At 60.3% G+C, this 22,478-nt stretch carries 20 protein-coding genes and 2 pseudogenes; 11 read left to right on the top strand and 11 right to left on the bottom strand.

Annotated elements, in window-relative coordinates; all coding sequences use genetic code 11:
* Positions 1–115: 115 nt before the first annotated feature.
* Both L6D80_RS29195 and L6D80_RS29190 read right to left on the bottom strand, forming a co-directional pair.
* Positions 116–706: a DUF488 domain-containing protein gene (locus L6D80_RS29195; protein WP_009681670.1), complete on the bottom strand. Its 591-nt coding sequence runs from the start codon at positions 704–706 to the stop codon at positions 116–118.
* 98 nt (positions 707–804) lie between these two features.
* Positions 805–1,017 (bottom strand): hypervirulence associated TUDOR domain-containing protein, encoded by a 213-nt coding sequence (locus tag L6D80_RS29190; RefSeq protein ID WP_009681671.1) that lies wholly within the window; start codon positions 1,015–1,017, stop codon positions 805–807.
* 172 nt (positions 1,018–1,189) lie between these two features.
* Here L6D80_RS29190 and frmR point away from each other — a divergent pair, with 172 nt between their 5' ends.
* The 7 genes from frmR to L6D80_RS29155 all read left to right on the top strand — a co-directional run bounded on the left by frmR (position 1,190) and on the right by L6D80_RS29155 (position 9,861).
* Positions 1,190–1,465 (top strand): formaldehyde-responsive transcriptional repressor FrmR, encoded by a 276-nt coding sequence (gene frmR / locus L6D80_RS29185; RefSeq protein ID WP_007182548.1) that lies wholly within the window; start codon positions 1,190–1,192, stop codon positions 1,463–1,465.
* A gap of 59 nt (positions 1,466–1,524) precedes the next feature.
* Positions 1,525–2,634 (top strand): S-(hydroxymethyl)glutathione dehydrogenase/class III alcohol dehydrogenase, encoded by a 1,110-nt coding sequence (locus L6D80_RS29180; RefSeq protein WP_009681672.1) that lies wholly within the window; start codon positions 1,525–1,527, stop codon positions 2,632–2,634.
* Positions 2,635–2,677: 43 nt separating this feature from the next.
* Positions 2,678–3,076, top strand: a complete 399-nt coding sequence (locus tag L6D80_RS29175; RefSeq protein ID WP_009681673.1) for a VOC family protein — start codon at positions 2,678–2,680, stop codon at positions 3,074–3,076.
* Positions 3,077–3,258: 182 nt separating this feature from the next.
* A complete protein-coding gene (locus L6D80_RS29170) occupies positions 3,259–3,786 on the top strand; it encodes a DUF3422 family protein (protein ID WP_009681674.1) in 528 nt (175 codons plus the stop codon).
* A 158-nt stretch (positions 3,787–3,944) separates the two neighbouring features.
* Positions 3,945–5,258 carry a replication-associated recombination protein A gene (locus tag L6D80_RS29165; RefSeq protein WP_016486902.1) on the top strand — a complete coding sequence of 438 codons (1,314 nt, stop codon included), beginning with the start codon at positions 3,945–3,947 and terminating at the stop codon, positions 5,256–5,258.
* 60 nt (positions 5,259–5,318) lie between these two features.
* Complete coding sequence (gene nhaA / locus L6D80_RS29160) at positions 5,319–7,184, top strand: Na+/H+ antiporter NhaA (protein ID WP_016486903.1); 1,866 nt, start codon at positions 5,319–5,321, stop codon at positions 7,182–7,184.
* 25 nt (positions 7,185–7,209) lie between these two features.
* A complete protein-coding gene (locus tag L6D80_RS29155; RefSeq protein WP_016486904.1) occupies positions 7,210–9,861 on the top strand; it encodes an excinuclease ABC subunit UvrA in 2,652 nt (883 codons plus the stop codon).
* 80 nt (positions 9,862–9,941) lie between these two features.
* On the opposite strand, the pseudogene mobH reads toward L6D80_RS29155, so the two are convergent.
* Positions 9,942–11,452 (bottom strand): annotated as a pseudogene (mobH, locus tag L6D80_RS29150) (MobH family relaxase); the annotation flags it as partial.
* Between the two features lies 1 nt (position 11,453).
* Between mobH and L6D80_RS29145 the strand changes: the two are divergent.
* Positions 11,454–12,659, top strand: a pseudogene (locus L6D80_RS29145) (cation:proton antiporter domain-containing protein); the annotation flags it as partial.
* Positions 12,660–12,679: 20 nt separating this feature from the next.
* Here L6D80_RS29145 and L6D80_RS29140 read toward each other — a convergent pair.
* Positions 12,680–13,570, bottom strand: coding sequence for a LysR family transcriptional regulator (locus L6D80_RS29140; protein WP_009681683.1), 891 nt, complete (start codon positions 13,568–13,570; stop codon positions 12,680–12,682).
* 109 nt (positions 13,571–13,679) lie between these two features.
* On the opposite strand from L6D80_RS29140, the gene L6D80_RS29135 reads away from it, so the two are divergent.
* Positions 13,680–14,651 (top strand): zinc-binding alcohol dehydrogenase family protein, encoded by a 972-nt coding sequence (locus tag L6D80_RS29135; RefSeq protein WP_009681684.1) that lies wholly within the window; start codon positions 13,680–13,682, stop codon positions 14,649–14,651.
* Positions 14,652–14,706: 55 nt separating this feature from the next.
* Here L6D80_RS29135 and L6D80_RS29130 read toward each other — a convergent pair whose 3' ends face one another.
* The 3 genes from L6D80_RS29130 to L6D80_RS30455 form a co-directional block, all read right to left on the bottom strand.
* The gene (locus L6D80_RS29130; protein WP_009681685.1) at positions 14,707–15,690 is read right to left on the bottom strand and encodes an LLM class oxidoreductase; all 984 of its coding nucleotides are present in this window, start codon (positions 15,688–15,690) and stop codon (positions 14,707–14,709) included.
* Between the two features lie 211 nt (positions 15,691–15,901).
* On the bottom strand, positions 15,902–16,087 hold the full coding sequence (locus tag L6D80_RS29125) for a hypothetical protein (protein ID WP_037031229.1): 186 nt from the start codon (positions 16,085–16,087) through the stop codon (positions 15,902–15,904).
* 66 nt (positions 16,088–16,153) lie between these two features.
* Positions 16,154–16,462, bottom strand: a complete 309-nt coding sequence (locus L6D80_RS30455; RefSeq protein ID WP_371263330.1) for a helix-turn-helix domain-containing protein — start codon at positions 16,460–16,462, stop codon at positions 16,154–16,156.
* A gap of 768 nt (positions 16,463–17,230) precedes the next feature.
* Here L6D80_RS30455 and L6D80_RS29115 point away from each other — a divergent pair.
* A complete protein-coding gene (locus L6D80_RS29115; RefSeq protein WP_009681687.1) occupies positions 17,231–17,533 on the top strand; it encodes a putative quinol monooxygenase in 303 nt (100 codons plus the stop codon).
* 616 nt (positions 17,534–18,149) lie between these two features.
* Here L6D80_RS29115 and L6D80_RS29110 read toward each other — a convergent pair.
* From L6D80_RS29110 to L6D80_RS29100, 3 genes are read right to left on the bottom strand one after another with little or no spacing between them, the layout of a single operon-like run.
* The gene (locus tag L6D80_RS29110) at positions 18,150–18,347 is read right to left on the bottom strand and encodes a hypothetical protein (RefSeq protein WP_009681688.1); all 198 of its coding nucleotides are present in this window, start codon (positions 18,345–18,347) and stop codon (positions 18,150–18,152) included.
* A gap of 9 nt (positions 18,348–18,356) precedes the next feature.
* On the bottom strand, positions 18,357–18,509 hold the full coding sequence (locus L6D80_RS29105) for a hypothetical protein (RefSeq protein ID WP_201766675.1): 153 nt from the start codon (positions 18,507–18,509) through the stop codon (positions 18,357–18,359).
* Between the two features lie 13 nt (positions 18,510–18,522).
* Positions 18,523–19,419: a LysR family transcriptional regulator gene (locus L6D80_RS29100; RefSeq protein ID WP_016486908.1), complete on the bottom strand. Its 897-nt coding sequence runs from the start codon at positions 19,417–19,419 to the stop codon at positions 18,523–18,525.
* 140 nt (positions 19,420–19,559) lie between these two features.
* Here L6D80_RS29100 and L6D80_RS29095 point away from each other — a divergent pair, with 140 nt between their 5' ends.
* On the top strand, positions 19,560–20,549 hold the full coding sequence (locus L6D80_RS29095; protein WP_009681981.1) for a zinc-dependent alcohol dehydrogenase family protein: 990 nt from the start codon (positions 19,560–19,562) through the stop codon (positions 20,547–20,549).
* A gap of 278 nt (positions 20,550–20,827) precedes the next feature.
* Here the strand turns inward: L6D80_RS29095 and L6D80_RS29090 are convergent, their stop codons facing one another.
* Positions 20,828–22,264 (bottom strand): IS1182 family transposase, encoded by a 1,437-nt coding sequence (locus L6D80_RS29090; protein WP_009681980.1) that lies wholly within the window; start codon positions 22,262–22,264, stop codon positions 20,828–20,830.
* Between the last annotated feature and the right edge of the window lie 214 nt (positions 22,265–22,478).

Here is a 22,478-nt window from a genome sequence, read left to right as displayed (position 1 = left end):
GGACCGATTTGTTTGCTGTCTGGTCCTCAAATAGGGTTACAACTTTTTCAACCTAACGTCTGATGCACCGCATCGGGCGTTTTGTATTGAAAGACTAGTACTGCCGATCTGCTGCTCAAGGCAGCGTGTAAGTTAATCGTCCGCGCACGATGCGTGCGGGTGACGTCATTGGGTGCAAGACTTCGTGTTTGGCGTCAAGGATATGTATGATCTTAATGTCACGCACGCATAGCTCGTCCGCGATCATCGAACGATGACAGCGCCACCAAACCGCCTCAGCACACATGATGACAGTGCGCGCGTTAGTAGCGAGCTGCAGCAACTGAGTTAGTCCTTGTGCGAATTCGGGGCTGTCCATGTAGTCGGCATAGCCACGAAAGGACGTGTTGCGCCAGGCTGTATTGACCGAATTTGGTGAAGCACGTCGTCGGCCGCCAAGCGCCTCTATCCACTTATAATTTATAGAGTTTTCCGCGAGCGTTATTTCGAGTTGCTCCTTGCCGTATTGCGGATATTTCCTCGACCCAGGAAAGCGACGCACGTCGACGACTGTCTCGATTTGGTATTCGTTCAGCAAACCGAGAAATTCATCGATTGGCCGAGTTGAATGTCCGATCGTCCAGATCGTCACACCGCTATCGTGCTTCGTGACAGCAGTTTTGCTGACAACTTTCGTGACCGCGGCCGCGTTTTTTGGGACAGCCATTTTCTCGGTAACCTTTCTCTTTCTTAAAAGCTTTCGTTTTCCGGCGACAGCTACCTCGCTGATACCGTTCTTCTATCCGCGGAACGCGACGTGGGTCGTCAGCTGATCTTGTGCAGTGCCGACCCCCTATGCATCGCAATATGTTCTGTCTTATCGCTCTTGATTTCGTACTGCGGTTCGTCGGCGCTTGCGTGGCGCGTGTAGCCCTTGTAATCGGTGTCCTTCGTATGCACCTTGATGATCGTACCACTCACGCGGCCCGCTTCCGAATTCCAGCTTACGTGATCGCCTGCCGTAAATTTTGTGACCATTTGAATGAAACCCTCTGGTGCCGTTCATGACGGGGAGGGGCATAGTGGCACCGTAAAGACCGCTGACGTCTACGATTTTGAAGCGTCACAGATCTTGTGTCGATTTTCGGTCGCATATACTATGGGGGAGTATTGTATAATGCGGCGGTGTACCCAAGTAGAGAGGTGTTCGATGCCACACAGTCCGGAAGAAAAGAAGCAAGCACTGACGCGCATCAGGCGCATCAAAGGTCAGGTAGCGACTCTTGAGCAAGCGCTTGATGCAGGTGCGGAATGTCCTGCAATTCTTCAGCAGCTTGCGGCCGTTCGTGGCGCAGTCAACGGATTGATGGCAACGGTTCTGGAGAGCTATCTGCGGGAAGAGTTTCCCAGTAGCGAAATCAGGAGCGATTCGCAGAACAAGTCCATTGACGAGACCATCTCTATCGTCCGCTCCTATCTGCGGTAGAGGCACCAGGGTGTCCTCGGTGAGGGCAAATTTAGTTAGCTAGTAAAGGAAGCGACATCATGAAATCACGTGCAGCAGTTGCCTTCGGGCCAGGAAAGCCGCTGGAAATCGTCGAGATCGACGTTGAGCCGCCTCGCAAAGGCGAAGTGCTCGTAAGGATCACAAATACTGGCGTTTGCCATACCGACGCCTTCACCCTGTCGGGCGATGACCCCGAAGGTCTATTCCCGGTCGTGCTGGGTCACGAGGGGGCGGGTATCGTCGTGGAGGTGGGTGAAGGTGTGACCAGCGTGAAGCCTGGCGATCACGTCATTCCTCTTTACACCGCCGAATGCGGCGAGTGCCTGTTCTGCAAGTCCGGCAAGACCAACCTGTGTGTCGCGGTTCGTGCAACCCAGGGCAAGGGGCTGATGCCCGATGGTACGACTCGCTTCTCGTACAACGGTCAGCCGCTTTACCACTACATGGGCTGCTCGACCTTCAGCGAATACACGGTCGTCGCCGAAGTCTCGCTGGCCAAGATCAACCCGGACGCCAACCCCGAGCACGTCTGCCTGCTGGGCTGCGGCGTGACCACCGGCATCGGTGCCGTGCACAACACGGCCAAGGTACAGCCCGGCGACTCGGTGGCCATCTTCGGCCTCGGCGGCATCGGTCTCGCTGCGATTCAAGGTGCACGCCAGGCCAAAGCGGGCCGCATCATCGCCATCGATACCAATCCGGCGAAGTTCGAACTGGCTCGTACCTTCGGCGCGACCGAATGTCTCAACCCGAAGGACTTCGACAAGCCGATTCACGAGGTTCTGATCGAGATGACCGGCTGGGGTGTCGATCACACCTTCGAGTGCATCGGCAACGTCGACGTGATGCGTTCGGCTCTGGAAGCTGCCCACCGCGGCTGGGGCCAGTCGATCGTCATCGGCGTGGCTGGTGCTGGCAAGGAAATTTCGACCCGCCCGTTCCAGTTGGTCACCGGTCGCACCTGGAAGGGTTCGGCTTTCGGTGGGGTCAAGGGCCGCACTCAGCTTCCCGGCATGGTGGAAGACGCAATGAAAGGCGAGATCGATCTCGCCCCGTTCGTCACCCACACCATGGGCCTCGACGACATCAACAAGGCCTTCGACCTGATGCATGAAGGCAAGTCGATTCGCACGGTGATCCACTACTGATCACTCACTATCCATTCAACACCAGCCACCAAGGAAATTAACCATGTCCAATCCTGTCATTTCCGGCGACGGCATCTTCTCGCACGTCTTCGTCGGCGCCGCCGACGTCCAGAAGTCGACCGCGTTCTATGACGCCGCTCTGGGTGCTCTCGGCATCAAGAACCTCGGTCCTTTCGGCAACGGATGGGTGCTTTTCGGTCGCGAAAAGCCGGCTTTCATCATCGCCCGTCCTGGCAATGGTGAAGCGCCTTCCAGCAACGGTGTGACGGTCGGCTTTGCGGCCGCCACTCCCGCCGAAGTGGATGCCTTCCACGCCGCCGGCCTTGCCGCAGGCGGCACCGACGAGGGCCAGCCTGGCCCGCGTGGCCACCTGCCGGGTGCCTATGCGGCCTACCTGCGTGATCCGGCGGGCAACAAGGTCTGCTCGTACACCTTCGTTTGAAAGCAAGGAAGCTGAGGGCGTTCTGAAAGGGCCAGCACAAGCCTCTATACGGCGAGCCTATTAGACGGACCGTGTAGAGCGGTGCCTGCTCATGAAGATCGGCCCGCAGCCATGTGCGAAACGCATGGCTGCGGGCATTTGCTTTGAAGTGTGTTTTTCAACCAATGAGAAATGAGGTCGTTATGCAAGAGCCGGCCAACATCAATACGACGACCGTACAACCCGCCCTGACCGCCACCGTGTACGGCATGCCGGCCTATGCCGATCGTGCTGCGGCCGTGGGTGAAGTGCATGCGCGCCCGTATCTCTTGATTCAGGCCCCCCGCGGCATATTGCAGCTCGCTTTCATGACCGAAGGCGATCAGGCCAGGGATCAGATGGCGATGAGTGAGTTGTCTCATCGCTTCGGCGTTGCCGAGCCCGACCACGCTACGCCGCTTCACGGCGTGACATGGGATGAGGGAGACCTGCACTGTGAAAAGCACACCGAGTTCTCAACGTATCTCTGGTGCGCTTCGCTGGATTCCGAGACGGGAGAGCCGTGCGGCGAAAATCCGTTCAAGCATGGATTTGTTCCTCCCGGCCCGGTCGTATCCGGCATCCGTTTGAGACTTCTTCCGTGGACGCCGGAAACGGAGAAGGAGGTCGATCGCTTCGATCCTGCCAGCCTGTGCTACTCGCTGGTGGAGAACGGCTCAGCGTCGCGTTGAGCTGGGTATGGAACCACAGCATCGGCTACCGCGGCTCTCGCATCATCATGCATGCGATTGCCGACAAAGAGCCCACAGCGTTGGATAAATCCGGCTCTCTGGATTGAGGTGCCCACCTTATCGGAACGTCAACTATCAGAAATGCCAGGGAGAGGAACTTGACCGATCTATTCACGACAAAGCCCAAGCCCCCCTTGGCCGAACTCCTGCGGCCCAAGGCGCTGGACGAATTCGTCGGGCAACGGCACTTGCTCGGCCCCGGCAAGCCGCTGCGTCTCGCGTTCGAGGCGGACAATTTGCACTCGTTCATCCTCTGGGGGCCGCCAGGCGTGGGCAAGACCACCCTGGGGCGCCTGGCCGCCAGTGCGACCGACAGCCGATTCATCGCCATCTCGGCCGTGCTGGCCGGGGTGAAGGACATCCGGCAAGCCATCGACGAGGCCCAGGCAGAACTGGACAACCATGGTCGATCGACGGTGCTTTTCGTCGATGAGATCCATCGCTTCAACAAGGCGCAGCAGGATGCCCTACTGCCCCATGTCGAGTCGGGGCTCCTGACCCTGGTGGGGGGGACGACCGAGCATCCGGGGCTGGCGGTCAATTCCGCACTGCTCTCGCGCGCGCAGGTCTATACCCTCGAACCGCTATCCGGCGACGAACTGAACCAACCCTACGAACGCGCACTGCCGCATCTCCAGGGCGTCACGTTGGACGCGGACGCGCTGGATCTGCTCAAGGGCTTTGCCGATGGCGATGGCAGGCGCTTCCTCAATCTGCTTGAGCAGGTGACGAATGCGGCGTCGGGCGCTGGCAAGACCGTGGTCGATGGCGAGTTCGCCAGGCTGTCCACCAGTCCATCGCTGCGCAGGTTCGACAAGGGCGGTGACGAGTTCTACTGGCAGCTCTCAGCCTTCCACAAGTCGCTACGGGGCTCCGACCCTGATGCGGCCCTGTATTGGCTGGCCCGCATCCTTGACGGTAGCGGCGACGTCAGCCAGGTGACCCGCCGCATGGTGATAGTGGCCAGCGAAGACATCGGCAATGCCGACCCGCAGGCGCTGCAACTGGCGCTCAATGCCGCGCTGGCTTATGAGAGGCTGGGTTCCCCCGAAGGCGAAATACCGATTGCCCACGCGGCGACCTACCTTGCTGCCGCCCCCAAGTCGAACGCTGCCTATGCCGCCTGGAACAAGGCGAAGGCCTTCGTCAAGAACAGCGGCTCCCTGCCTGTGCCTCTCCATCTTCGCAATGCGCCGACGAAGCTGATGCAGCAGATGGGGTATCACGAAGGCTACCGCTACGCCCATGACGAGCCCAACGGCTATGCCGCTGGGCAAAGCTACTTTCCCGAGGGCGTGGCGCGGCCGGGCTGGTATCAGCCAACGGACAGAGGTGTTGAGCGCAGGCTGGGAGAAAGGCTTACTTGGCTGCGCTCGCTGGATGATGGGGCGCTGCCAGAGGCGGACGCCTGACCGGTCGCCTTCGAAACCGGCTCATCGCGACTTCACGAACTTCAGGAACAGGATAAGAACATGTCAGCCACTTCTTTCGGTGCATCCTCGGCGAATGTCAGCCTGGGACGCGTTGCCCGCTATCTGCGCACGGAGTCTGGTGCTGCGGTGCTGCTGGTGATCGTAACGGTCGTGGCGCTGGCGTGGGCGAACTCGCCGCTATCCGATGCCTATTTCGAGTTGTGGCATCTGGACGTCGGGTTTGACTTCGGGCCGCTGGGCCTGCACATGGACCTGCATCACTGGGTCAACGACGGCCTGATGGTCGTCTTCTTCTTCCTGATCGGCCTGGAGGTGCGTCAGGAGTTCGCCCACGGATCGCTCCGGGATCGCAGCCGTGCCGGTCTCGCCCTGATCGCGGGGGTCGCGGGTGTTGTGCTTCCCGCGCTGGTGTATGTCCTGATCGTGGGGCTGGCCGGAAGTGAGGGCCTGCACGGGTGGGGTGCGGTGGTCGGCACCGATACGGCGTTCATGCTGGGCACCCTGGCGATCGTCGGTCCGCGGCTATCGGGTCAGTTGCGCGTGTTCCTGCTCACCCTGACCGTGGTCGATGACTTCCTCGCCGTGTCCATCATCGGCATCGTCTATAGCGAGGAGATCCGGGTCGTCCCGTTGTTGATCGCCCTCGCCAGTCTCGTTGCGCTGTGGTGGCTAGGGCGCACCCGCCAGTGGCGGGCAATGCCGTATGTGCTGATCGTGATCGTGCTGTGGCTCGCAACCCTGTATTCCGGCATCCATGCCTCTCTCGCCGGGATGGCCGCGGGGCTGCTGATCCCCGCCTATGCGACGCAACGTCACGGGGTCGTTGCGGCAAGACAACTGTTCCGCGACTTCTGGCAGTCGCCGAGTGCCGCATCGGCCCGCGCGGTGGACTGCGGGCTGTCCCGAGGTATCTCGGTGAACGAGCGATTGCACGAGTTCCTGCGGCTGCCGACGGCGCTGCTGATCGTGCCGATCTTCGCCTTGGCGAACGCCGGGGTGGACGTGCGTGGCGGGCTGCTCGCCGAGGCCTTTGGCTCGCCAGTCACGTGGGGCGTCATCGCAGGGCTCGTGCTCGGTAAGCTCTTGGGCATCGGGCTCACCACGCTCGTCGCCGTCCGTCTCGGCCTGGGCCGGCTGCCCGAGGGCGTCGGGGTGGGGAGCGTGTTCGGTGGGGCGGCGCTGTCCGGGATCGGCTTCACCGTGTCGCTGCTGATCATCGGGCTCGCGTTCGGCACGACCTCCGATCTGGGCCGCCAGGCGACGGTCGGCGTGCTCGTGTCGATGGTGTTCGCCACGTTGCTCGGGTGGCTGATCTTCAAGGTCGCCGCCCAGCGGTGGGGTGAGAAGACCGCTGACCTGCCGATGGTGCTTGAGCCGCCGGTCGATCCGGAGATCGATCACATCCGCGGGCCGGAGGACGCCCAGCTCACACTCGTCGAGTACGTGGACTTCGAGTGCGCGTACTGTGCGCACGCCACCGGTTCGTGGGACGATCTTCGCGCCCACTTCGGTGACGACCTGCGGTATGTGGTGCGCCATCTGCCGCACCACCCGCACGGGCCGATTGCCGCGAGGGCGTCCGAGGCAGCGGCGAACCAGGGGATGTTCTGGCCGTGGCTGGACTTCGTGTTCACCCGTCAGCATGCGCTGGAGCGCGAGCATCTGATCGGCTACGCCGTCGAGCTTGGGCTCGACGTCGAACGGTTCATCGCGGATCTCGACAGCACCGCGGTGATCGAGCGTGTCGAGCGCGACCTCGCCAGTGCGGTCGCCAGCGGTGCGCACGCCACGCCGACGTTCTTCGTCGAGGGTCGTCGTCTGCGCGGCAGCTACGACGCCCGCACTGTCACCGCAGCGCTCGAAGCCAGCCGCCGCGGCACCCGAACTCAGGAAGTCCCGTCCTGAGCAGGACGAACTAAAGGATAAAAACTTGCCAAACAATTCTTTCGGTGAATCCTCTTGTACTGCTGCGGCCAGCGGCATGGTGGAAGTGCGCGGTGCGCGCGAGAACAACCTCAAGGAGGTGGACGTCTCCATCCCGCGTAACGCGCTGGTGGTGTTCTCGGGTGTCTCCGGCTCCGGCAAGTCCTCGCTGGCCTTCGGCACCATCTATGCCGAGGCCCAGCGACGCTACTTCGAGTCGGTGGCCCCCTATGCGCGGCGACTGATCGAACAGGCCGGCGTGCCGGACGTCGATGCGATCGACGGCCTGCCGCCGGCGGTGGCGCTGCAGCAGCAGCGGGGCTCCAGCAACGCGCGTTCCTCCGTGGGCAGTGTGACCACCTTGTCCAGCCTGGTGCGGATGATGTATTCGCGCGCCGGCGCCTATCCGGCCAACCAGCCGATGCTGTACGCCGAGGATTTTTCGCCCAACACGCCGCAGGGAGCGTGCCCGACCTGCCACGGCCTGGGCCATGTGTACGAGGTGACCGAGGCCATCATGGTGCCCGATCCCTCCCTGAGCATCCGCGAGCGGGCGATCGCCTCCTGGCCCCCCGCCTGGCAAGGCCAGAACCTGCGCGACATCCTGGTCAGCATGGGCTACGACGTTGACCGACCGTGGAAGGACCTGCCGAAGAAGGACCGCGACTGGATTCTGTTCACCGAGGAAACACCGACGGTGCCGGTGTACGCGGGCTTCACGCCGGCCGAAACCCGCGCCGCGCTCAAGCGCAAGATGGAGCCGAGCTACATGGGCACCTTCACCAGCGCCCGGCGGTATGTGCTGCACACCTTTGCCAATACCCAGAGCGCGCTGATGAGAAAGCGCGTGTCCCGGTTCATGGAGGGGAAACCGTGCCCCACCTGCCACGGCAAGCGGCTCAAGTCCGAGGCGCTGTCGGTCACCTTCGCCGGCGTGGACATCGGCGCGTTCATGCAGATGCCGCTGGACCAGTTGGCGGCCTTGCTCGAACCCATCGCCCAGGGCGATTTCCGCGTCCATGCAGCGGGGGCGGCTACGGACAAGGAAGCGACCCGACGCGACCGTGCCGAACGCGCGGCCTCCGGGCGCGCCGTCCATGCGGTATCGCCCGACGTGCGCCGCACCTCGGCGCTATCGGAAGAAAAGCGCCTCGCCGCGCAGCGCCTGGCCGGTGGCGTGATGGCACGCCTGCGCCAACTGCGTGGGCTGGGCCTGGGCTACCTGACGCTGGACCGGACCACGCCGACGCTTTCGGCCGGCGAGTTGCAGCGCCTGCGGCTGGCCACGCAATTGAGTTCCCTGCTGTTCGGTGTCGTGTACGTGCTCGACGAGCCCTCGGCGGGCCTGCACCCCTCCGACAGCCAGACCCTATACGACGCGCTCGACCGGCTGCGCGATGCCGGCAACTCGGTATTCGTGGTGGAGCACGACCTGGACCTGATGCGCCGCGCGCAATGGCTGGTGGATGTCGGGCCGGATGCCGGAGAGCGTGGCGGCCGCGTGCTCTACAGCGGCGAGCCGGATGGCCTGCGCAAGATTGCCGAATCGCGCACCGCCCGCTATCTGTTCGAGGAGATCCCCGCGCCGGGAAGCCGGGCACGCGAAGCGACCGGCTGGCTGGAACTGCAGGGCATCCACCGCCACAACCTGCATGGCGTGGATGCACGCATTCCGCTGGGCGTGCTGACGGCCGTCACCGGTATCTCCGGCTCCGGCAAGTCCAGCCTCGTCGCGCAGGCCCTGCCGGAGTTGGTGCTGCTGCACCTGGGCCACGAGCCGGAAGACGATGCGGCCGAAAGCGCCACCAACGAAGGGCCGGCGGTGATCGAAGCGACTGGCGGTCATCTGGCGGGCGATGTGGACGCCATACAGCGCCTGGTGCAGGTGGACCAGAAGCCGATCGGGCGCACGCCGCGCTCGAACCTGGCTACCTACACCGGCCTGTTCGACCACGTGCGCAAGCTGTTCGCCGCCACGCCCGACGCTCGCCGCCGCCGCTATGACGCCGGCCGTTTCTCGTTCAACGTCGCCAAGGGGCGCTGCGAGACCTGCGAAGGCGAGGGCTTCGTCAGCGTGGAACTGCTGTTCATGCCCAGCGTGTACGCGCCGTGCCCGACGTGCCATGGCGCACGCTACAACGAGGCCACGCTGAAGGTGCAATGGAACGGGCGCAACATCGCCGAGGTGCTGCAGATGACCGTGGACGAAGCCAGCGAATTCTTCGCGGGTGAAGACGCTGTGGCAAGGCCACTGCAACTGCTGCGCGATATCGGACTGGGCTACCTGCGCCTGGGGCAACCGGCCACCGAGCTTTCCGGTGGCGAGGCGCAGCGTATCAAGCTGGCGACCGAGCTTCAGCGCAGCCAGCGCGGCCGAAGCCTGTACGTGCTCGACGAGCCGACTACCGGGCTGCATGCGTCGGACGCCGACCGGCTGCTGGTGCAGTTGCAGCGCCTGGTCGATGCCGGCAATACCGTAGTGATGATCGAACACGATATGCGCGCGGTGGCCCAGGCTGATTGGGTGATCGACGTGGGGCCTGGTGCAGGCGCTGCCGGCGGCAGCATCGTGGTGGCGGGCTCCCCTCAGCAGGTGGCCCGAACGTCTGGCAGCAGAACCGCTCCGTTCCTTGCACAGGAGTTGGCGCGGGCCGAGTAGCTGAGTTCGCCAAATGTTGCCAATTTTCGCGGGGCATTGATCGTCGCCACACGACGGTGGCGATCAATGCCCGAATCGCGTCATCCTTCCTGAGTCAGAGCAAGATAGGGGGTGTTGGGCGGTATTTCGGCGAGTGCCAAGGACCCATCTTCGAGGAGGTAGCCATGCAGTCGGCGGGGCTTCCTCGGACCCGTGACTTCACAGGTCCAAATGTTCAGGCCATTGGGCTGCTTTCGATGTAGCTGCAGCTTCTCGAAGCGCTTCTGCACCCAGTGCCAATCCTGTTGATTCTCCTGCTTGGCGAGTGCGGCCACTTCGGGATGCTCCTGCGCATAGCGTTGGAACACACCCGGGCTGACTAGGTAGGCCGTGTCATTCACCGTATGCACGAGTGCCTTCGCGTCATTGATGATGAGCCGTCGTGAGGCGATTCCCTGCTTCAGCCAAACCATGAACTGTTCCCCGGATGGCTTCGTTGCCGATGGCCCAGGCGTAGGCGCGGGTGCAGGTGCAGGCGATGGAATGGACGTCGCGGCTGTTGCTGGCGCGGGGGTGTGGAGGAACTCCTCGGCATCCTGGCCAACGCCGGCCAACTCACCCAAGCCTACCATCGCGAGCAAATCCTCCATGACGTCGGGCACGGGCTGGGCTGCGGGCGGTGAAACGATGGTGGTGCTGTCGCCCTCCCAAATCGGAGGCTCTTGACCTCCCTGCGCTGGGTTCACCGAGACGGAAGGCGCGGGAGCCGACATGCTGGCGTCGTTTTCCGCGGGCGTCGCGTCGATCTCTACCGGCCACGCGAAAGGTGCTGGTCGCTCGCCAGACTCCCAGATCAGCGCGGGAGCGAGACGCAACAGGGTGAACGAATGGGACCAGCCGGTCGTGCTGGTCATGTTCGCGCGCCAGACCGCTTTGCCGTCCGAGGTGGGCTGGAGCATGCCGTGGTCTTGCAGCACGTTGAACACGGCGGTGTTGTTCGCAGGAATGCCATCGATCCCCTGAGACAGGAGGTGTGCGCGCAGTTTGTCCGAAACCGTCTTGCTCACCAGCCACAAACTATCCTCGGTGAGCCAGCCATCGGAGGCTTCCGGCTGGTTCAGCTTCAACTGTTCCTTGAGCAGGTAGCGCAACCCGTCCAGCAGCTTGCGTTGCAGTGCATGCTTGGGCGCGGCCATGGCGCGCGCCGGATCGCCGCCCAGCTCCTGGGCCACCGACGCCCGGTCTGCTTGCACGACGAGTTCCCCCAGTACACCGGCATGTTCGTACTGACCGGCCAGCACATAGAGCAGCGGTGCCCAGAGAGCCGGATAGTCGCTGAACCAGTCCAGGACGTGGCGGTCGAGCAGTTGACGATAGAGCAAGCCTGTTGCGGCGCTGTGCAGGCGGTATTCGCGGTCGTCACGGTAGCGAAATCGGTACGCCTGGTGCAGCGGGCCATGCCACGGATGCCAGTACTGCCGTCGGCCAGTTCGACGTGTAGATCGACGGCGATCTTGCCAATATCGTGGAGCAGCGCAGCATAGGCAACGGCGGCGGTCCAGGCTTCGGACTGCGCCGCCTGGTCTTCGGGACTGGCATCGATGGGCAGCAGATTGTCCTTGGGCGCATTGGTGGCCATTGGATTGTGGCTGCTCAATCCTCTGTTTCAGGTATTGGCCCGAGCCAAAGCGCGCGAGGTCATGACTGCCGCTGCGTTGCTGGTTGTGTTGGGTGTCGCGCTGCTGATGGAAATCGGCGGCCTTTCAATGGCGATGGGGGCTTTCGTTGCTGGTGTGCTGCTGTCGGAATCCACCTTCCGCCACCAGTTGGAGGCCGACATAGAGCCATTTTGCGGCCTGCTGCTGGGGCTGTTTTTCCTCGGCGTCGGTATGTCGTTGGATCTGCAGGTGGTGGACAAGGCCTGGATGCTCATCGCCTCTGGTGTGCTTGCGCTGATGACGGTCAAGGCGCTGTGCATTTATGAGGTCGCGCGCCGACCTCGCGAAAAGCAGCCATAGCGACGCACTGGATCGCGCCGTGCTTATGGCGCAGGGGGGGGCGAATTTGCTTTTGTGCTGTTTGCCGAAGCGCTCAAATTCAGGGTCATCAGTCCTGAAGTTAGCGCCAATATGACGGCTATTGTGGTGCTCTCCATGGCCATTACGCCGGTGACTGTATTGCTGTACAAACGCTTTGCGCGCGTACAGACCGTTTCCATGGACGGTGTGGAAGCCGCACACAACCTGCAAGGCAATGTACTCATCATCGGTTTTGGCCGAGTGGGGCAGATTGCCTGCCAGGCACCGCTCGCCCAGGGAGCGAAAATTTCCATCATTGATATAAATCCGGAGGTCATCCGCGCCGTGACACCCTATGGATTCAAGGTCTATTACGGCGATGGTGCCCGCCATGAAATATTGCACGCTGCTGGTGCCCATCACGCCCGCGCCATCATTATTTGTGTGGATGATAAGAAAGCCGCGACACGCATTGTCGAAAGTACTCGGCACTACTGCCCGCAGGTGAAATTGGTGGTGCGCGCTTTTGACCGCGAACATGCGCTGGAATTAGTCAAACACGATGCCGACTACATAGTACGGGATACCTTTGAGGCCGCCCTGCTGCTCGGTGGTCAGGCCGTGCTGACTCTGGGTGCGTCTGAGCACGAAGCCGACGCAGTGATCGAGGAAGTGCGCAAACGCGACGCCGAACGTTTTGCCTTGGAAACAGCAGGCGGCCTGTTTGCCGGGCGAGCGCTGGTATTGGGGAATATTGAACGCATTGATCCGCCGAACCATGAAGCGCGGGATGCTCAGTGAGCATCAATCACAGGATCGGTTCACCTGCGCTTCAGAGCAGAAAACTGGCTACTCAGCCACGTGTGAAGCTGAGAAACCGCAGGGCTGATCTGCTTGCGATGCGGGCACACCAGACTCAACGGTGACGCTTCGCCAGGATAATCCGGCAGCAGCACAAGCAGACGCTCTGCGGCGATATCTGCACTGACATCCAGCCAGGATTTGTAGGCGATACCTTCACCCTCCAATGACCAGCGCCGCACGACATCGGCGTCATCGCTGAACAACGGTCCCGAAACCTGCACGGTTTGACCGCCCAGGTTCCACTTGTCGTAGACTCGGCTATTTTGCAGATAGAGCAGGCAGGCATGCTTGCTCAAGTCATCCGGTGTTTGGGGAGAACCGCAGCGTTGCACATACTCCGGCGAGGCAACCAGCACCCGCTGGTTCCGAGGTGCAAGCGGCAGTGCCACGTAGTTGGCGTCTTCATTTGGACCGTAGCGAATCGCCACGTCCACCGGGTCGCGAAACAGATTGGCCATCTGGTCCGACAGGAAAAAACGCAACGTCAATTCAGGATGCTGACGGCGGAACAGCGTCAGCCACGGCAGCAGTATGTTGCGCCCCAGATCGGACGGCGCTGTCACTTGCAGCACGCCCCGCAGCGTGGCGTTCTCACCCCGCAGGTTTTCCTTGCCTTGCTGCAGGGTCTCTAGCACTGAGTGGGCGGTGGGCAGATATTGCTCGCCCTCGGCAGTCAATCGCAGGCTGCGCGTCGTACGGGCGAATAGGCGCACGTCCAGTTCGCGCTCCAGACGTTTGATGGCGGCTGCGACCTGACCAGGCAGCAGATCAACCTCCAGCGCCGCTGCGGTGAAACTGCCCAGCGCGGCGCTGCGGATGAATAAACCAAGATCATCGATGCGGATCATTTTCACTCCTGAAGTGAAAGTGTTGGCGCATTCTGCTTGTTTTTCTTTGTCCATGGGAAGTCGAAGATTGCCGCAAGTGAATGCATCAACCCTTCGACAGCGAGTCTCCATGAAAGCCATCAGCTTTACCCAGCACGCTTTGCCCATCGACAATCCACAAGCATTGATCGACATCAGTCTCCCGCGGCCCACGCCTGGCCCTCGGGATCTACTGGTCGAAGTTCGCGCGGTATCAGTGAATCCGGTGGATACCAAGGTGCGCGCCGGAACTTTCACAAAAGAACCGAAAATCCTCGGCTGGGACGCCACAGGCATTGTCCGCGAGGTCGGCGCTGAAGTGACGCTGTTTCAGCCGGGCGATGAAGTGTTCTATGCCGGCTCGATTGCCCGCACCGGCAGCTACAGCGAATTCCATTTGGTCGATGAGCGGATCGTCGGGCACAAGCCTCATTCATTGAGTGCCGCCGATGCGGCAGCGTTGCCATTGACCTCGATCACGGCCTGGGAATTGTTGTTTGACCGGCTCGGTGTCGTCGAGGGTACGGGGGAGGGCAAGTGCCTGTTGATCACTGGAGCGGCTGGCGGCGTCGGTTCGATGCTGGTGCAACTGGCCCGAAAGTTGACCCGCCTTACCGTCATTGGTACCGCCTCACGCCAGGAAACCGCTGATTGGGTGCGGCAGTTGGGCGCGCATCACGTGATCGATCACAGCCAGCCACTGCTCGCACAGTTGCAAGCGCTCGGTGTGCCGGAGATCGACTATGTCGCCAGCCTAACCCACACCGAACAACACTTGGTATCAATTGCCGTGCTCAAGGCCAAGGCAGGCAAAGAACAGGCATTGAAAGAAGAATTGCTGACGCTGATAGAGCCGACCCGCGCAGAGCCGGGCAATCTCGATTATGTGTTGTTCGAGCAGCGTGACGAGCAGGGCACTTTCTACATGCGCGAGGCTTTCAGGGATCAGGCGGCGCTGGATGCGCATTTTTCGATGCCTTACTTTCAGCGCTTTGCCGCCACGGCAGATGATCTGCTGCAAGAGCCGTTGCAACTGATATTCCTTGAACAGGTATCGGCCTGATCATTCAGCCTATTGAGCCGCACCACCTCGGCCGGGCTTGGACGCGGCCGGCGGATCAATTTGCTCCAGGACGCGCCTTTACTCCGAATTGCGCAACGATGTGAGTGCCCAGTTCCTCAATGACGTCCGCCGCAGGGCGCTTTCCGTACTTGAGATTGAGGATAACGTGGTCCACCCCGATTTCCTCAAGCGACTCCAGCAAAGCCCGGAGGTGGTCGCGTCCGAGCCTGAACCCCAAATGAATGGGAGTGGGCGGCGTGGACGGGTTCTCACTGAGGTCGATGTAAAGCGACTGAGTGAAGGGCTTATAGACGGAACCACATTGCTTCATGACCTCCATCCGCCAATCTTCCACGATCAGTCGCTGCATTTTCGGCGCGCGTGGATAGTTGACCCATCCGGCGCTTTCGCGCGCGATCCAATCCAGTGACTGGCGGCTATGTCCGGTCACGAGCATCGGAATCACTTGGGTTGTGGGTTTCGGAATGAGGTCTGCGCCGCGCAGCTTACCACCGCTCCAGCGGATGGGTTCGAAGCTGGTGCTGTAGGCTCGGCGAATCACCTCGTAGTGCTCTCGAAAGACTTCTCCGCGCCTTTCGGGATCGACGTCAAAGGCTGAAAACTCCACTGGGCGATCGCCGGAGGCTACGCCCAGAATCAAGCGACCTGCGCTCAACTGATCGACGCTGGCTGACGCCTTGGCCGTGTGCAGAGGATGGTGTAAAGGGATGGCAATGGATGCGCTGCCAAGCGCTATCTCTGACGTATGAGCCGCCATATAGCCCAGGTAAACCCAGGGATCGAAGACTTGGCCGACATCGCCGAAATTAGGGTCCCGAAGAGGCACGTCGCGAAACCAAAGCGCGGAGAAGCCCAGCTCCTCTGCTCGTTTGGCCAATGCGACCTGGTTGAGCATGCTCGGAATGTCCCCACCGAAGGCCTCCAAAGGGAAGAACAATCCCAGGCTCAAATGACCCGGAGTGAAGGTTCGGCTGAACCCTCGATGCTGCTGATTAGGAATCGTGCTCGGCAGATACATTCTAATCTTCCTCAATGGGAGAACCACGCAATAGAAGTGCAACGAGCTGCTGCGAACCATTGCGAACTCGATCGTAAAGCCTGCCCGATTGTAGACCTGCAAGCAGGTTTCTCAGCCATGCTGGTCGCCGGAAACGGGCATCAAACTCGTCTGCGATGGGATGTAGGTTCAATTCCCAAACCCTGAATCGAACCCGTGTCCGCACGGTAGTTCAAACGGTGGGCTCGGCGGCTGCGTCATTGTCGGCGGCGGGGTCGGTGAGCCGCCGAATCGTCAGTGCACAGCGTTGCTCAATCAAGGTATTGATTTGCTCAACCACGACATTGCCAGCAAAACTTTGTCCGGGGTCAAACTGGAGCTTGCGCGCCGTGGCGGGCAGTAGTTTTGTCAGGTCCAAATGCGCCGTTTGGCCTGCGTCAGTTTCTCGGCGGTCTCCAGCCGTGTATACACCAAACGCCTCTGGTCATCCACCGCGTCGCAACTCTCTGACACCCCGGCCCAGCTTGCGGCGCAACAGGACCCGCAGGGTCACCCCATCCGAGTACCCGACCTGTGCGGCGACTTGGTCGACGCTCGCGTTTCCGGTGCGCAAGAGATGGACGGCATGCTCCACGCGCAGGTCCTGGAAATACGACAACGGTGTCTTGCCCAAAACGCTTTGCAGCCGCCGCGCCAAGGTGCGCTCGCTTGTGCCCGCGGCACTGGCCGCCTCCGCCAGCGAGAACCCCTTCGCGAGCTGACTTCTGGCCCAGCACTCGAAGCGCTCCACCATCGGGTCGGCATGCGCAAGGTGGTCGGGAATCACGAACTCGGCTTGCGAACTGCGTGCCTCGACCAGCAGATAGCGTGCCACCAGTGCCGCCAGCGCCGGACTGCGCTCCCGGATGATGCGCAAGGCCAGGTCGACGTGGGCCAAAGCGGCACCCGCGGTAGTGAAGCGTGTCGAGTTCACGATCATGCGTGACTCGTCCAGCGTGACGTTCGGATAGCGCTGCCGAAACATCGGCCCCAGCCACCATGACGTCGTCGCACGATGCCCATCAAGCAGGCCACTCTCTGCAAGCAAGAAACTACCGGAGCAAGCGGCACCAAGGTGCGCGCCAGCGGTGGACCACTGCTGTAGCACGGCGACCGCATCGGGCACGTCGGGGCGTGTGAGCCGAGCCGAGAGCGTGTCGGGCATCTTGTCACCAAACGCGGGCACGAGCACGACGTCTGGTTCCGGCACACCACGCGCAGGGACCACGGGGACCGTCAAGCCTTGCGCAGTTCGGATGCGACGCCGAACGCCCACCAGCGTGAGCTCTATGTGCGCGGGAGCCTGTGGCAGCGAGCCCGCCATCGCATTGGCCAAGCCCACTGTGTCGGTGAGCGCCGCAAGCCCCAGATCAAACACGCCGTCACAAACAAGGATGTGGAGTTTCATGGCAACAATGATATCAATGTTGTCATTATTGTCTATAGAGATGGCTGTCATGACGACTTAGACTGCAGGCTCGTCGATCCATTCACCTAACCCATTTACCCAAAGGATTACAGTATGACCAAGCTCGCCCTGTTTGTTCGCCTCGAAGCCAAACCCGGCCAGGAGGCTGCGCTTGCCGACTTCCTGGCCAGCGCACTGCCGCTCGCCAACGCCGAGTCCGGCACCACTGCCTGGTTCGCATTGAAGTTTGGCCCTTCGACGTTCGGTGTGTTCGATGCCTTTGCCGATGAGGCAGGTCGCCAAGCACATCTGAACGGCCAGATCGCCGTGGCCTTGATGGCCAACGCCGCGACCTTGCTCAGTTCTCCGCCCAATATCGAGAAGGTCGAACTGCTTGCAGCCAAGCTGCCTGCATGACAACCCGGCCTTGACCCAATCAGGTCACGCTGCAGGATGGGGGCACAAGCTCTACGCAGCGATCCCCCCTCGATTGCACTTGCCCAAGGAGCTCCTTCCACAGCGACGGGGGGCAATATTGCAGCCAGAACTTCCAAGCTGCGTCAGCAAGCAGGGGCAACATCAGGGCTGGCTGTGATGTTCCGATTCGTCGGGTAGTTATCGAGAAGTACCGACTGTTTGCAACGTGTCGGTACCGAGAGCCGTCTGGGCGAGCCAGATTTCCGGCCCATTGGAAGTCCGCAGTCCGCAAGCGCGGATCGATCGAGCGATTTGTTGAAAATCAACGACCTAGCATCGGGCCGTGCGGGCTAGTGAGGGTTTCTGGGGGGGGGTGTAACGATTCGAACTCCTGCAGGGGCTCGGTGGGGTGGAACCCTGCGCCAAACCTATGTAACTCAGCGCCTTGCGACCGCTGCAAACTCCTGCGGAAAGGTGCGGAATCCGGCCCTTGATGCCCGCAATCCTACCAGTTCTGCCCTGGTCGGGTCACCAACCGAGCGCATCAGGCAGGGCGCCAGTTCTATTCCCGTTTGGGAATTGAACCCGCGTTAGCATCCACTCATCCGACGTTCGATCAGGCGGTGACGAACCGCTCCCGAAATGCTCGCCGGACCTGGTGGTAAGGCACAGGGCTGGTGGCGTGCGGGACCAGCGCGCTTCTGTCGCCGATGAGGTAGTTGATCCGGTAGGTGCAGTTTCCGGAGGGGTGCAGCATGCCGGCAATCACCCGGTCGGGATTCAGAACCCGCTCCTGGATCAGGCGGTCCAGCACGCTCTGGACCTACGGCCCCAAGCCAACGAACATGGCGTCTTTCAGTTCTTCGACTTCCGCCGCGAAGTGCTCCAGCAGGTACTTCCTCAGCAAGGGGGCTTGGTCATATCCGGTGAGCCACGGTAATCGTCGTCCTTTACGAATACCGGATAGCGCAGACATTGATTTTCGTGCGTTAGAGAGGGCCTTGCTGCCCAAAAGCCTCACGCGCAAACTCCAAGAAGCTGCGCAGCTTTGGAGTCATTCTTCGGTCAGGGGCATAGAGGATGTGCATTGCGGTATTGGGCACCGGGTACTGCGGCAACAGACGCACCAGTGTCCCATCGCGCAGTGCATCGCTAACCAACTCTATCGGCTGTAGAACCACGCCTAGACCAGCTACAGCCGCTGCCAGCAGTGGATCACCTTGATTGATCGTTAATTTGCTTGTAATAGGAACATCTATACGCCCCCCCGGGCTGTCGAAGCTCCAGTGTGAGCGGCCATCAGAATAGGTAAACCCCAGACATTCCTGCTGCTGTAGATCCCACGGATTGATGATGGGAGGGCGACGTGCAAGATAGGACGGCGCAGCGCATAAAACCATCTGATAGGGCTCCAGTGGCAATGCCTTCAACCCACTGCTCGCCAGCTCGCCGATGCGAAATACCACGTCGTAACCATCATCAACGATATCGACCAGTTCGTTCGATAACGTTAGGTCAACAGACACCTGAGGATACCGAACCATGTATTCCAGCAGGCGTGGCGAAAGCGTGCGAATTCCGAACGTGACCGGCGCGTTGATGCGAAGGCGGCCGCTTGGTGTGCCCCGAGTGAGGGCAGCCAGGCTCTCGGCAGACTGCATGTCTGCAAGGATCAGTTTTGCTCGCGGGTAGAACGCCCTGCCGAAGTCGGTGAGGCTTTGCCTGCGCGTAGTCCGGTGCAGCAGGGAAACACCCAGATGTTGTTCGAGCATTTTCACCTGTTTCCCTACCAATTGAGGGGACAGATTCAGGTCGTCCGCAGCGGCGCTGAATGAACCCAGCTCAACTGTTTTGACGAACGTAGCCATCTGGGTCAGGCGATCCATTATAAACACTCTGTTTCTAGTAATGCGCCATCGTAGGCCTTTATCTAGCGCCAACCAATGACTAAATTTTCGTCACCTTTCGAGTGCCCGGATACCTTCCGGATGTACGTCGAGGCCCATTGATAAACGAGATATCTATGATGGCACGCATTGTCAGAATTCATGAATACGGTGACGCCAGCGTTCTGAAGCTGGAAGATCTGGAAGTATCGGCACCAGCAGCAAACGAGGTGCAAATTAGTGTTAAAGCCATTGGCTTGAACCGAGCCGAAGTGATGTTCCGCAATCACGCATACCTACAAGAAGCGGAGTTCCCCAGCCGCTTAGGCTACGAGGCCGCAGGCATCGTAACGGCAGTTGGGAGCGACGTAACCGAGATCACGATTGGTGACTCGGTCGCTCTGATCCCACCTCTGGATATTACTCGCTGGGGCACCTACGGCGAGTTGGCCAATGTACCGGCCCACCTGGTGGTAAAGAGCCCTGAGAACTTGTCCTTTGAAGAGGCTGCGGCGTCTTGGATGCAGTACGTCACCGCCTGGGGGGCATTGATTGAACAGGCGAAGCTACGGCAGGGCGATTTTGTCATCGTTACCGCAGCGTCAAGCAGTGTTGGCTTGGCCGCCTTCCAAATGGCTCGTATGGTCTGCGCCACATCGATTGCGATCACTCGAACTCACGCGAAGAAGCAAGCCCTACTTGATGCAGGCGCTGCGCATGTCATCGTCAGCGATGAAGAGGATATCGTCGAGCGTGTTATGACGATAACTGCCGGTCAAGGCGCTCGCGTTGTATTCGATCCTGTAGGCGGGCCGTCCTTTGAACCTCTCACGCAGAGCATGGCGCGGGGCGGAATTTTGCTGGAGTACGGCGCACTTAGCTCTGAACCGACACCATTCCCACTGTTTACCGTGCTGAGCAAAAGCCTGACTTTGAAGGGCTATCTCTACGCAGAGATTGTGGCCGACCCTGAAGCCCTAGAGAGAGCAAAGGCTTTTATTCTGCAAGGGTTGAAGTCCGGTGCGTTGCGCCCGATCATCGCAAAGACATTCACACTTAGCGACATCCAGGATGCCCATCGTTTCCTTGAAGCCAATCAGCAGATCGGCAAGATCGTGGTAACTGTCTGACCAGCAATTATGGGGCTGAGAGCGTAATCCTTCGGCCCCGATTCAAGCCAGCCCTGATGACCGCTTTTGGCCGTAACAGCCTGCCGAGACCGTCCGCTTTGGGTCCAGGCTGTGTGAAAACGCAGTAAACACATCAAAAACCCATAGTCGAGCTGACTGTCTGTGGGATCAGCACGCGAGAGTGCGAATAGCTCACCCAGCGAAAAAGACGTTTGCAGCACTATATGGGCCGCGTCAGCGGCCCATATAGCTGTTTGCGGGCCAGCAAACAGCGGGGTTTAAGGCCTGATCGCCTCAAGTAAACCTGCGATACCGAAGATGCTCATCATTCGTTTGAGGTTGTAGGCGAGCACGTGAAGGCTCATTTCGGTGCTTACCCTCGGCAGGGTTTTGGTCAGGAAGTGCGTACTTCCCATCCAGAATTTGATCGTGCCAAAGGGATGCTCCACCGTCTGCCGGCGAACCTTCATCTTCCCCGGATCATGCTCCAATCGAATCTGCACCTTTTCGACTACGGCTTCATGCTCCCAGCGCTTTAATCGCCGCTCTTTACCGGTCGTACACTGCTTCTGCATGGAGCAGCTCTGGCATCCTGAAAACCAGTAGCAGTGCAGTAGCATGCCGTCTTCCACTGAGGAATGCCGGCGCGTCAGCAACTGGCCCGCAGGGCATCGATATTCGTCCGAAGCAGCAATGTAGATGAAGTCCTGCTTGCCGAATCTGCCTTCCGCTTTGCTGCTCGATGTCAGGGGTTTAGGTACAAAGGTGGTGATGCCAGCTTGCTCGCAAGCAAGGATTTCCGGGCCTTTGTAATAGCCTCGATCAGCAACCACCGTCAGCGGCTCAGCACCGATTTCTTCCCGTGCCTGGTTAGCCATGTTGCTCAGTTGCCCGCGATCATTACCAACGTTGGTCACCTCATGGGCAATGATCAGATGGTGTTTGTCGTCAACTGCTGTTTGTACGTTGTACCCAACTGTGCCGGAGCCTCGGCCGCTTGTGGCCATTGAACGGGCATCTGGATCGGTAAGTGAGATCTGCTGATCGGAACTCGCTTGAAGCTGCGCCTCGATGTCCTTGAGTTTTTGCATCTGCTGTTTCAGTTTTTCGACTTTGTCTTTCAACCGCTCAGTCTTGGCTTCGGCCACTTCCGGCGCTGCCCGATCCGCTGAATCCATTGCTGCTAGATAGCGGTCGATGCTCTGCTCGACCTGCTGCATGCGCGCCTTCACTTTGCCTTGAGTGAAATTGCGGTCGCGGTTATTCACGGCTTTGAATTTGCTGCCGTCGATGGCGATGATCGATTGGGAGAAGAGATTGAGGTTGCGGCAAAGCACTACGAACTGTCGGCAGACGCTGCGAATGGCTTTACCGTTGTCTCTACGAAAGTCGGCAATCGTTTTGAAGTCAGGCGCCAATCGGCCCGTTAGCCACATCAACTCGACATTACGCTCTGCCTCACGCTCAAGCCGGCGGCTGGACTGAATCCGATTGAGATAGCCATAGATGTAGATTTTTAGCAGCACGGCTGGATGGTACGCCGGGCGACCCGTTGCCGCAGGATCGACACCGTCGAACCCGAGTGCTCCAAGGTCGAGTTCATCGACGAAAACGTCGACTACCCGAACTGGGTTTTCTTCGGTGACGTAATCGTCCAGGCACTCCGGCAGCAACGTGACTTGCGTCCGAGCCTCACCTTCGATGAATCGCTTCATGACCGTCCCCGCCAGGATCTCGACGGTCAGAAGGTTAGACAATCGCAGGCGTTTTCACACAGCCTGGGTCGATAGCAGCCCTGCAAGCTGTCCCCGTGGCTGGAATGCCATTCCTAAGTTGTTCATGTAGATTGTTCAGGCAGTCGCAGCCATTACAAGCAGACCCTAGGGCGGCTGGATGAATTGCCGTCTGCAGTCGCAACAATTTCGAAAA

Origin of the sequence: Pseudomonas ceruminis, from assembly GCF_021602025.1 — a bacterium.
In the GTDB taxonomy this organism is placed as follows: Bacteria; Pseudomonadota; Gammaproteobacteria; order Pseudomonadales; family Pseudomonadaceae; genus Aquipseudomonas; species Aquipseudomonas ceruminis.
Note: the sequence above shows the minus strand (reverse complement) of the source record. Positions and strands in the feature narration are given on the sequence as shown.

Excerpts from the sequence above, each read along its gene's own strand:
- L6D80_RS29095 (WP_009681981.1), top strand. The coding sequence starts at position 19,560 with ATGGCACGCATTGTCAGAATTCATGAATACGGTGACGCCAGCGTTCTG.
- L6D80_RS29195 (WP_009681670.1), bottom strand. The coding sequence starts at position 706 with ATGGCTGTCCCAAAAAACGCGGCCGCGGTCACGAAAGTTGTCAGCAAA.
- frmR (WP_007182548.1), top strand. The coding sequence starts at position 1,190 with ATGCCACACAGTCCGGAAGAAAAGAAGCAAGCACTGACGCGCATCAGG.
- L6D80_RS29170 (WP_009681674.1), top strand. The coding sequence starts at position 3,259 with ATGCAAGAGCCGGCCAACATCAATACGACGACCGTACAACCCGCCCTG.
- nhaA (WP_016486903.1), top strand. The coding sequence starts at position 5,319 with ATGTCAGCCACTTCTTTCGGTGCATCCTCGGCGAATGTCAGCCTGGGA.
- L6D80_RS29115 (WP_009681687.1), top strand. The coding sequence starts at position 17,231 with ATGACCAAGCTCGCCCTGTTTGTTCGCCTCGAAGCCAAACCCGGCCAG.
- L6D80_RS30455 (WP_371263330.1), bottom strand. The coding sequence starts at position 16,462 with ATGGTGGAGCGCTTCGAGTGCTGGGCCAGAAGTCAGCTCGCGAAGGGG.
- L6D80_RS29130 (WP_009681685.1), bottom strand. The coding sequence starts at position 15,690 with ATGTATCTGCCGAGCACGATTCCTAATCAGCAGCATCGAGGGTTCAGC.
- L6D80_RS29135 (WP_009681684.1), top strand. The coding sequence starts at position 13,680 with ATGAAAGCCATCAGCTTTACCCAGCACGCTTTGCCCATCGACAATCCA.
- L6D80_RS29105 (WP_201766675.1), bottom strand. The coding sequence starts at position 18,509 with ATGTCTGCGCTATCCGGTATTCGTAAAGGACGACGATTACCGTGGCTC.
- L6D80_RS29180 (WP_009681672.1), top strand. The coding sequence starts at position 1,525 with ATGAAATCACGTGCAGCAGTTGCCTTCGGGCCAGGAAAGCCGCTGGAA.
- L6D80_RS29100 (WP_016486908.1), bottom strand. The coding sequence starts at position 19,419 with ATGGATCGCCTGACCCAGATGGCTACGTTCGTCAAAACAGTTGAGCTG.
- L6D80_RS29175 (WP_009681673.1), top strand. The coding sequence starts at position 2,678 with ATGTCCAATCCTGTCATTTCCGGCGACGGCATCTTCTCGCACGTCTTC.
- L6D80_RS29140 (WP_009681683.1), bottom strand. The coding sequence starts at position 13,570 with ATGATCCGCATCGATGATCTTGGTTTATTCATCCGCAGCGCCGCGCTG.
- L6D80_RS29190 (WP_009681671.1), bottom strand. The coding sequence starts at position 1,017 with ATGGTCACAAAATTTACGGCAGGCGATCACGTAAGCTGGAATTCGGAA.
- L6D80_RS29090 (WP_009681980.1), bottom strand. The coding sequence starts at position 22,264 with ATGAAGCGATTCATCGAAGGTGAGGCTCGGACGCAAGTCACGTTGCTG.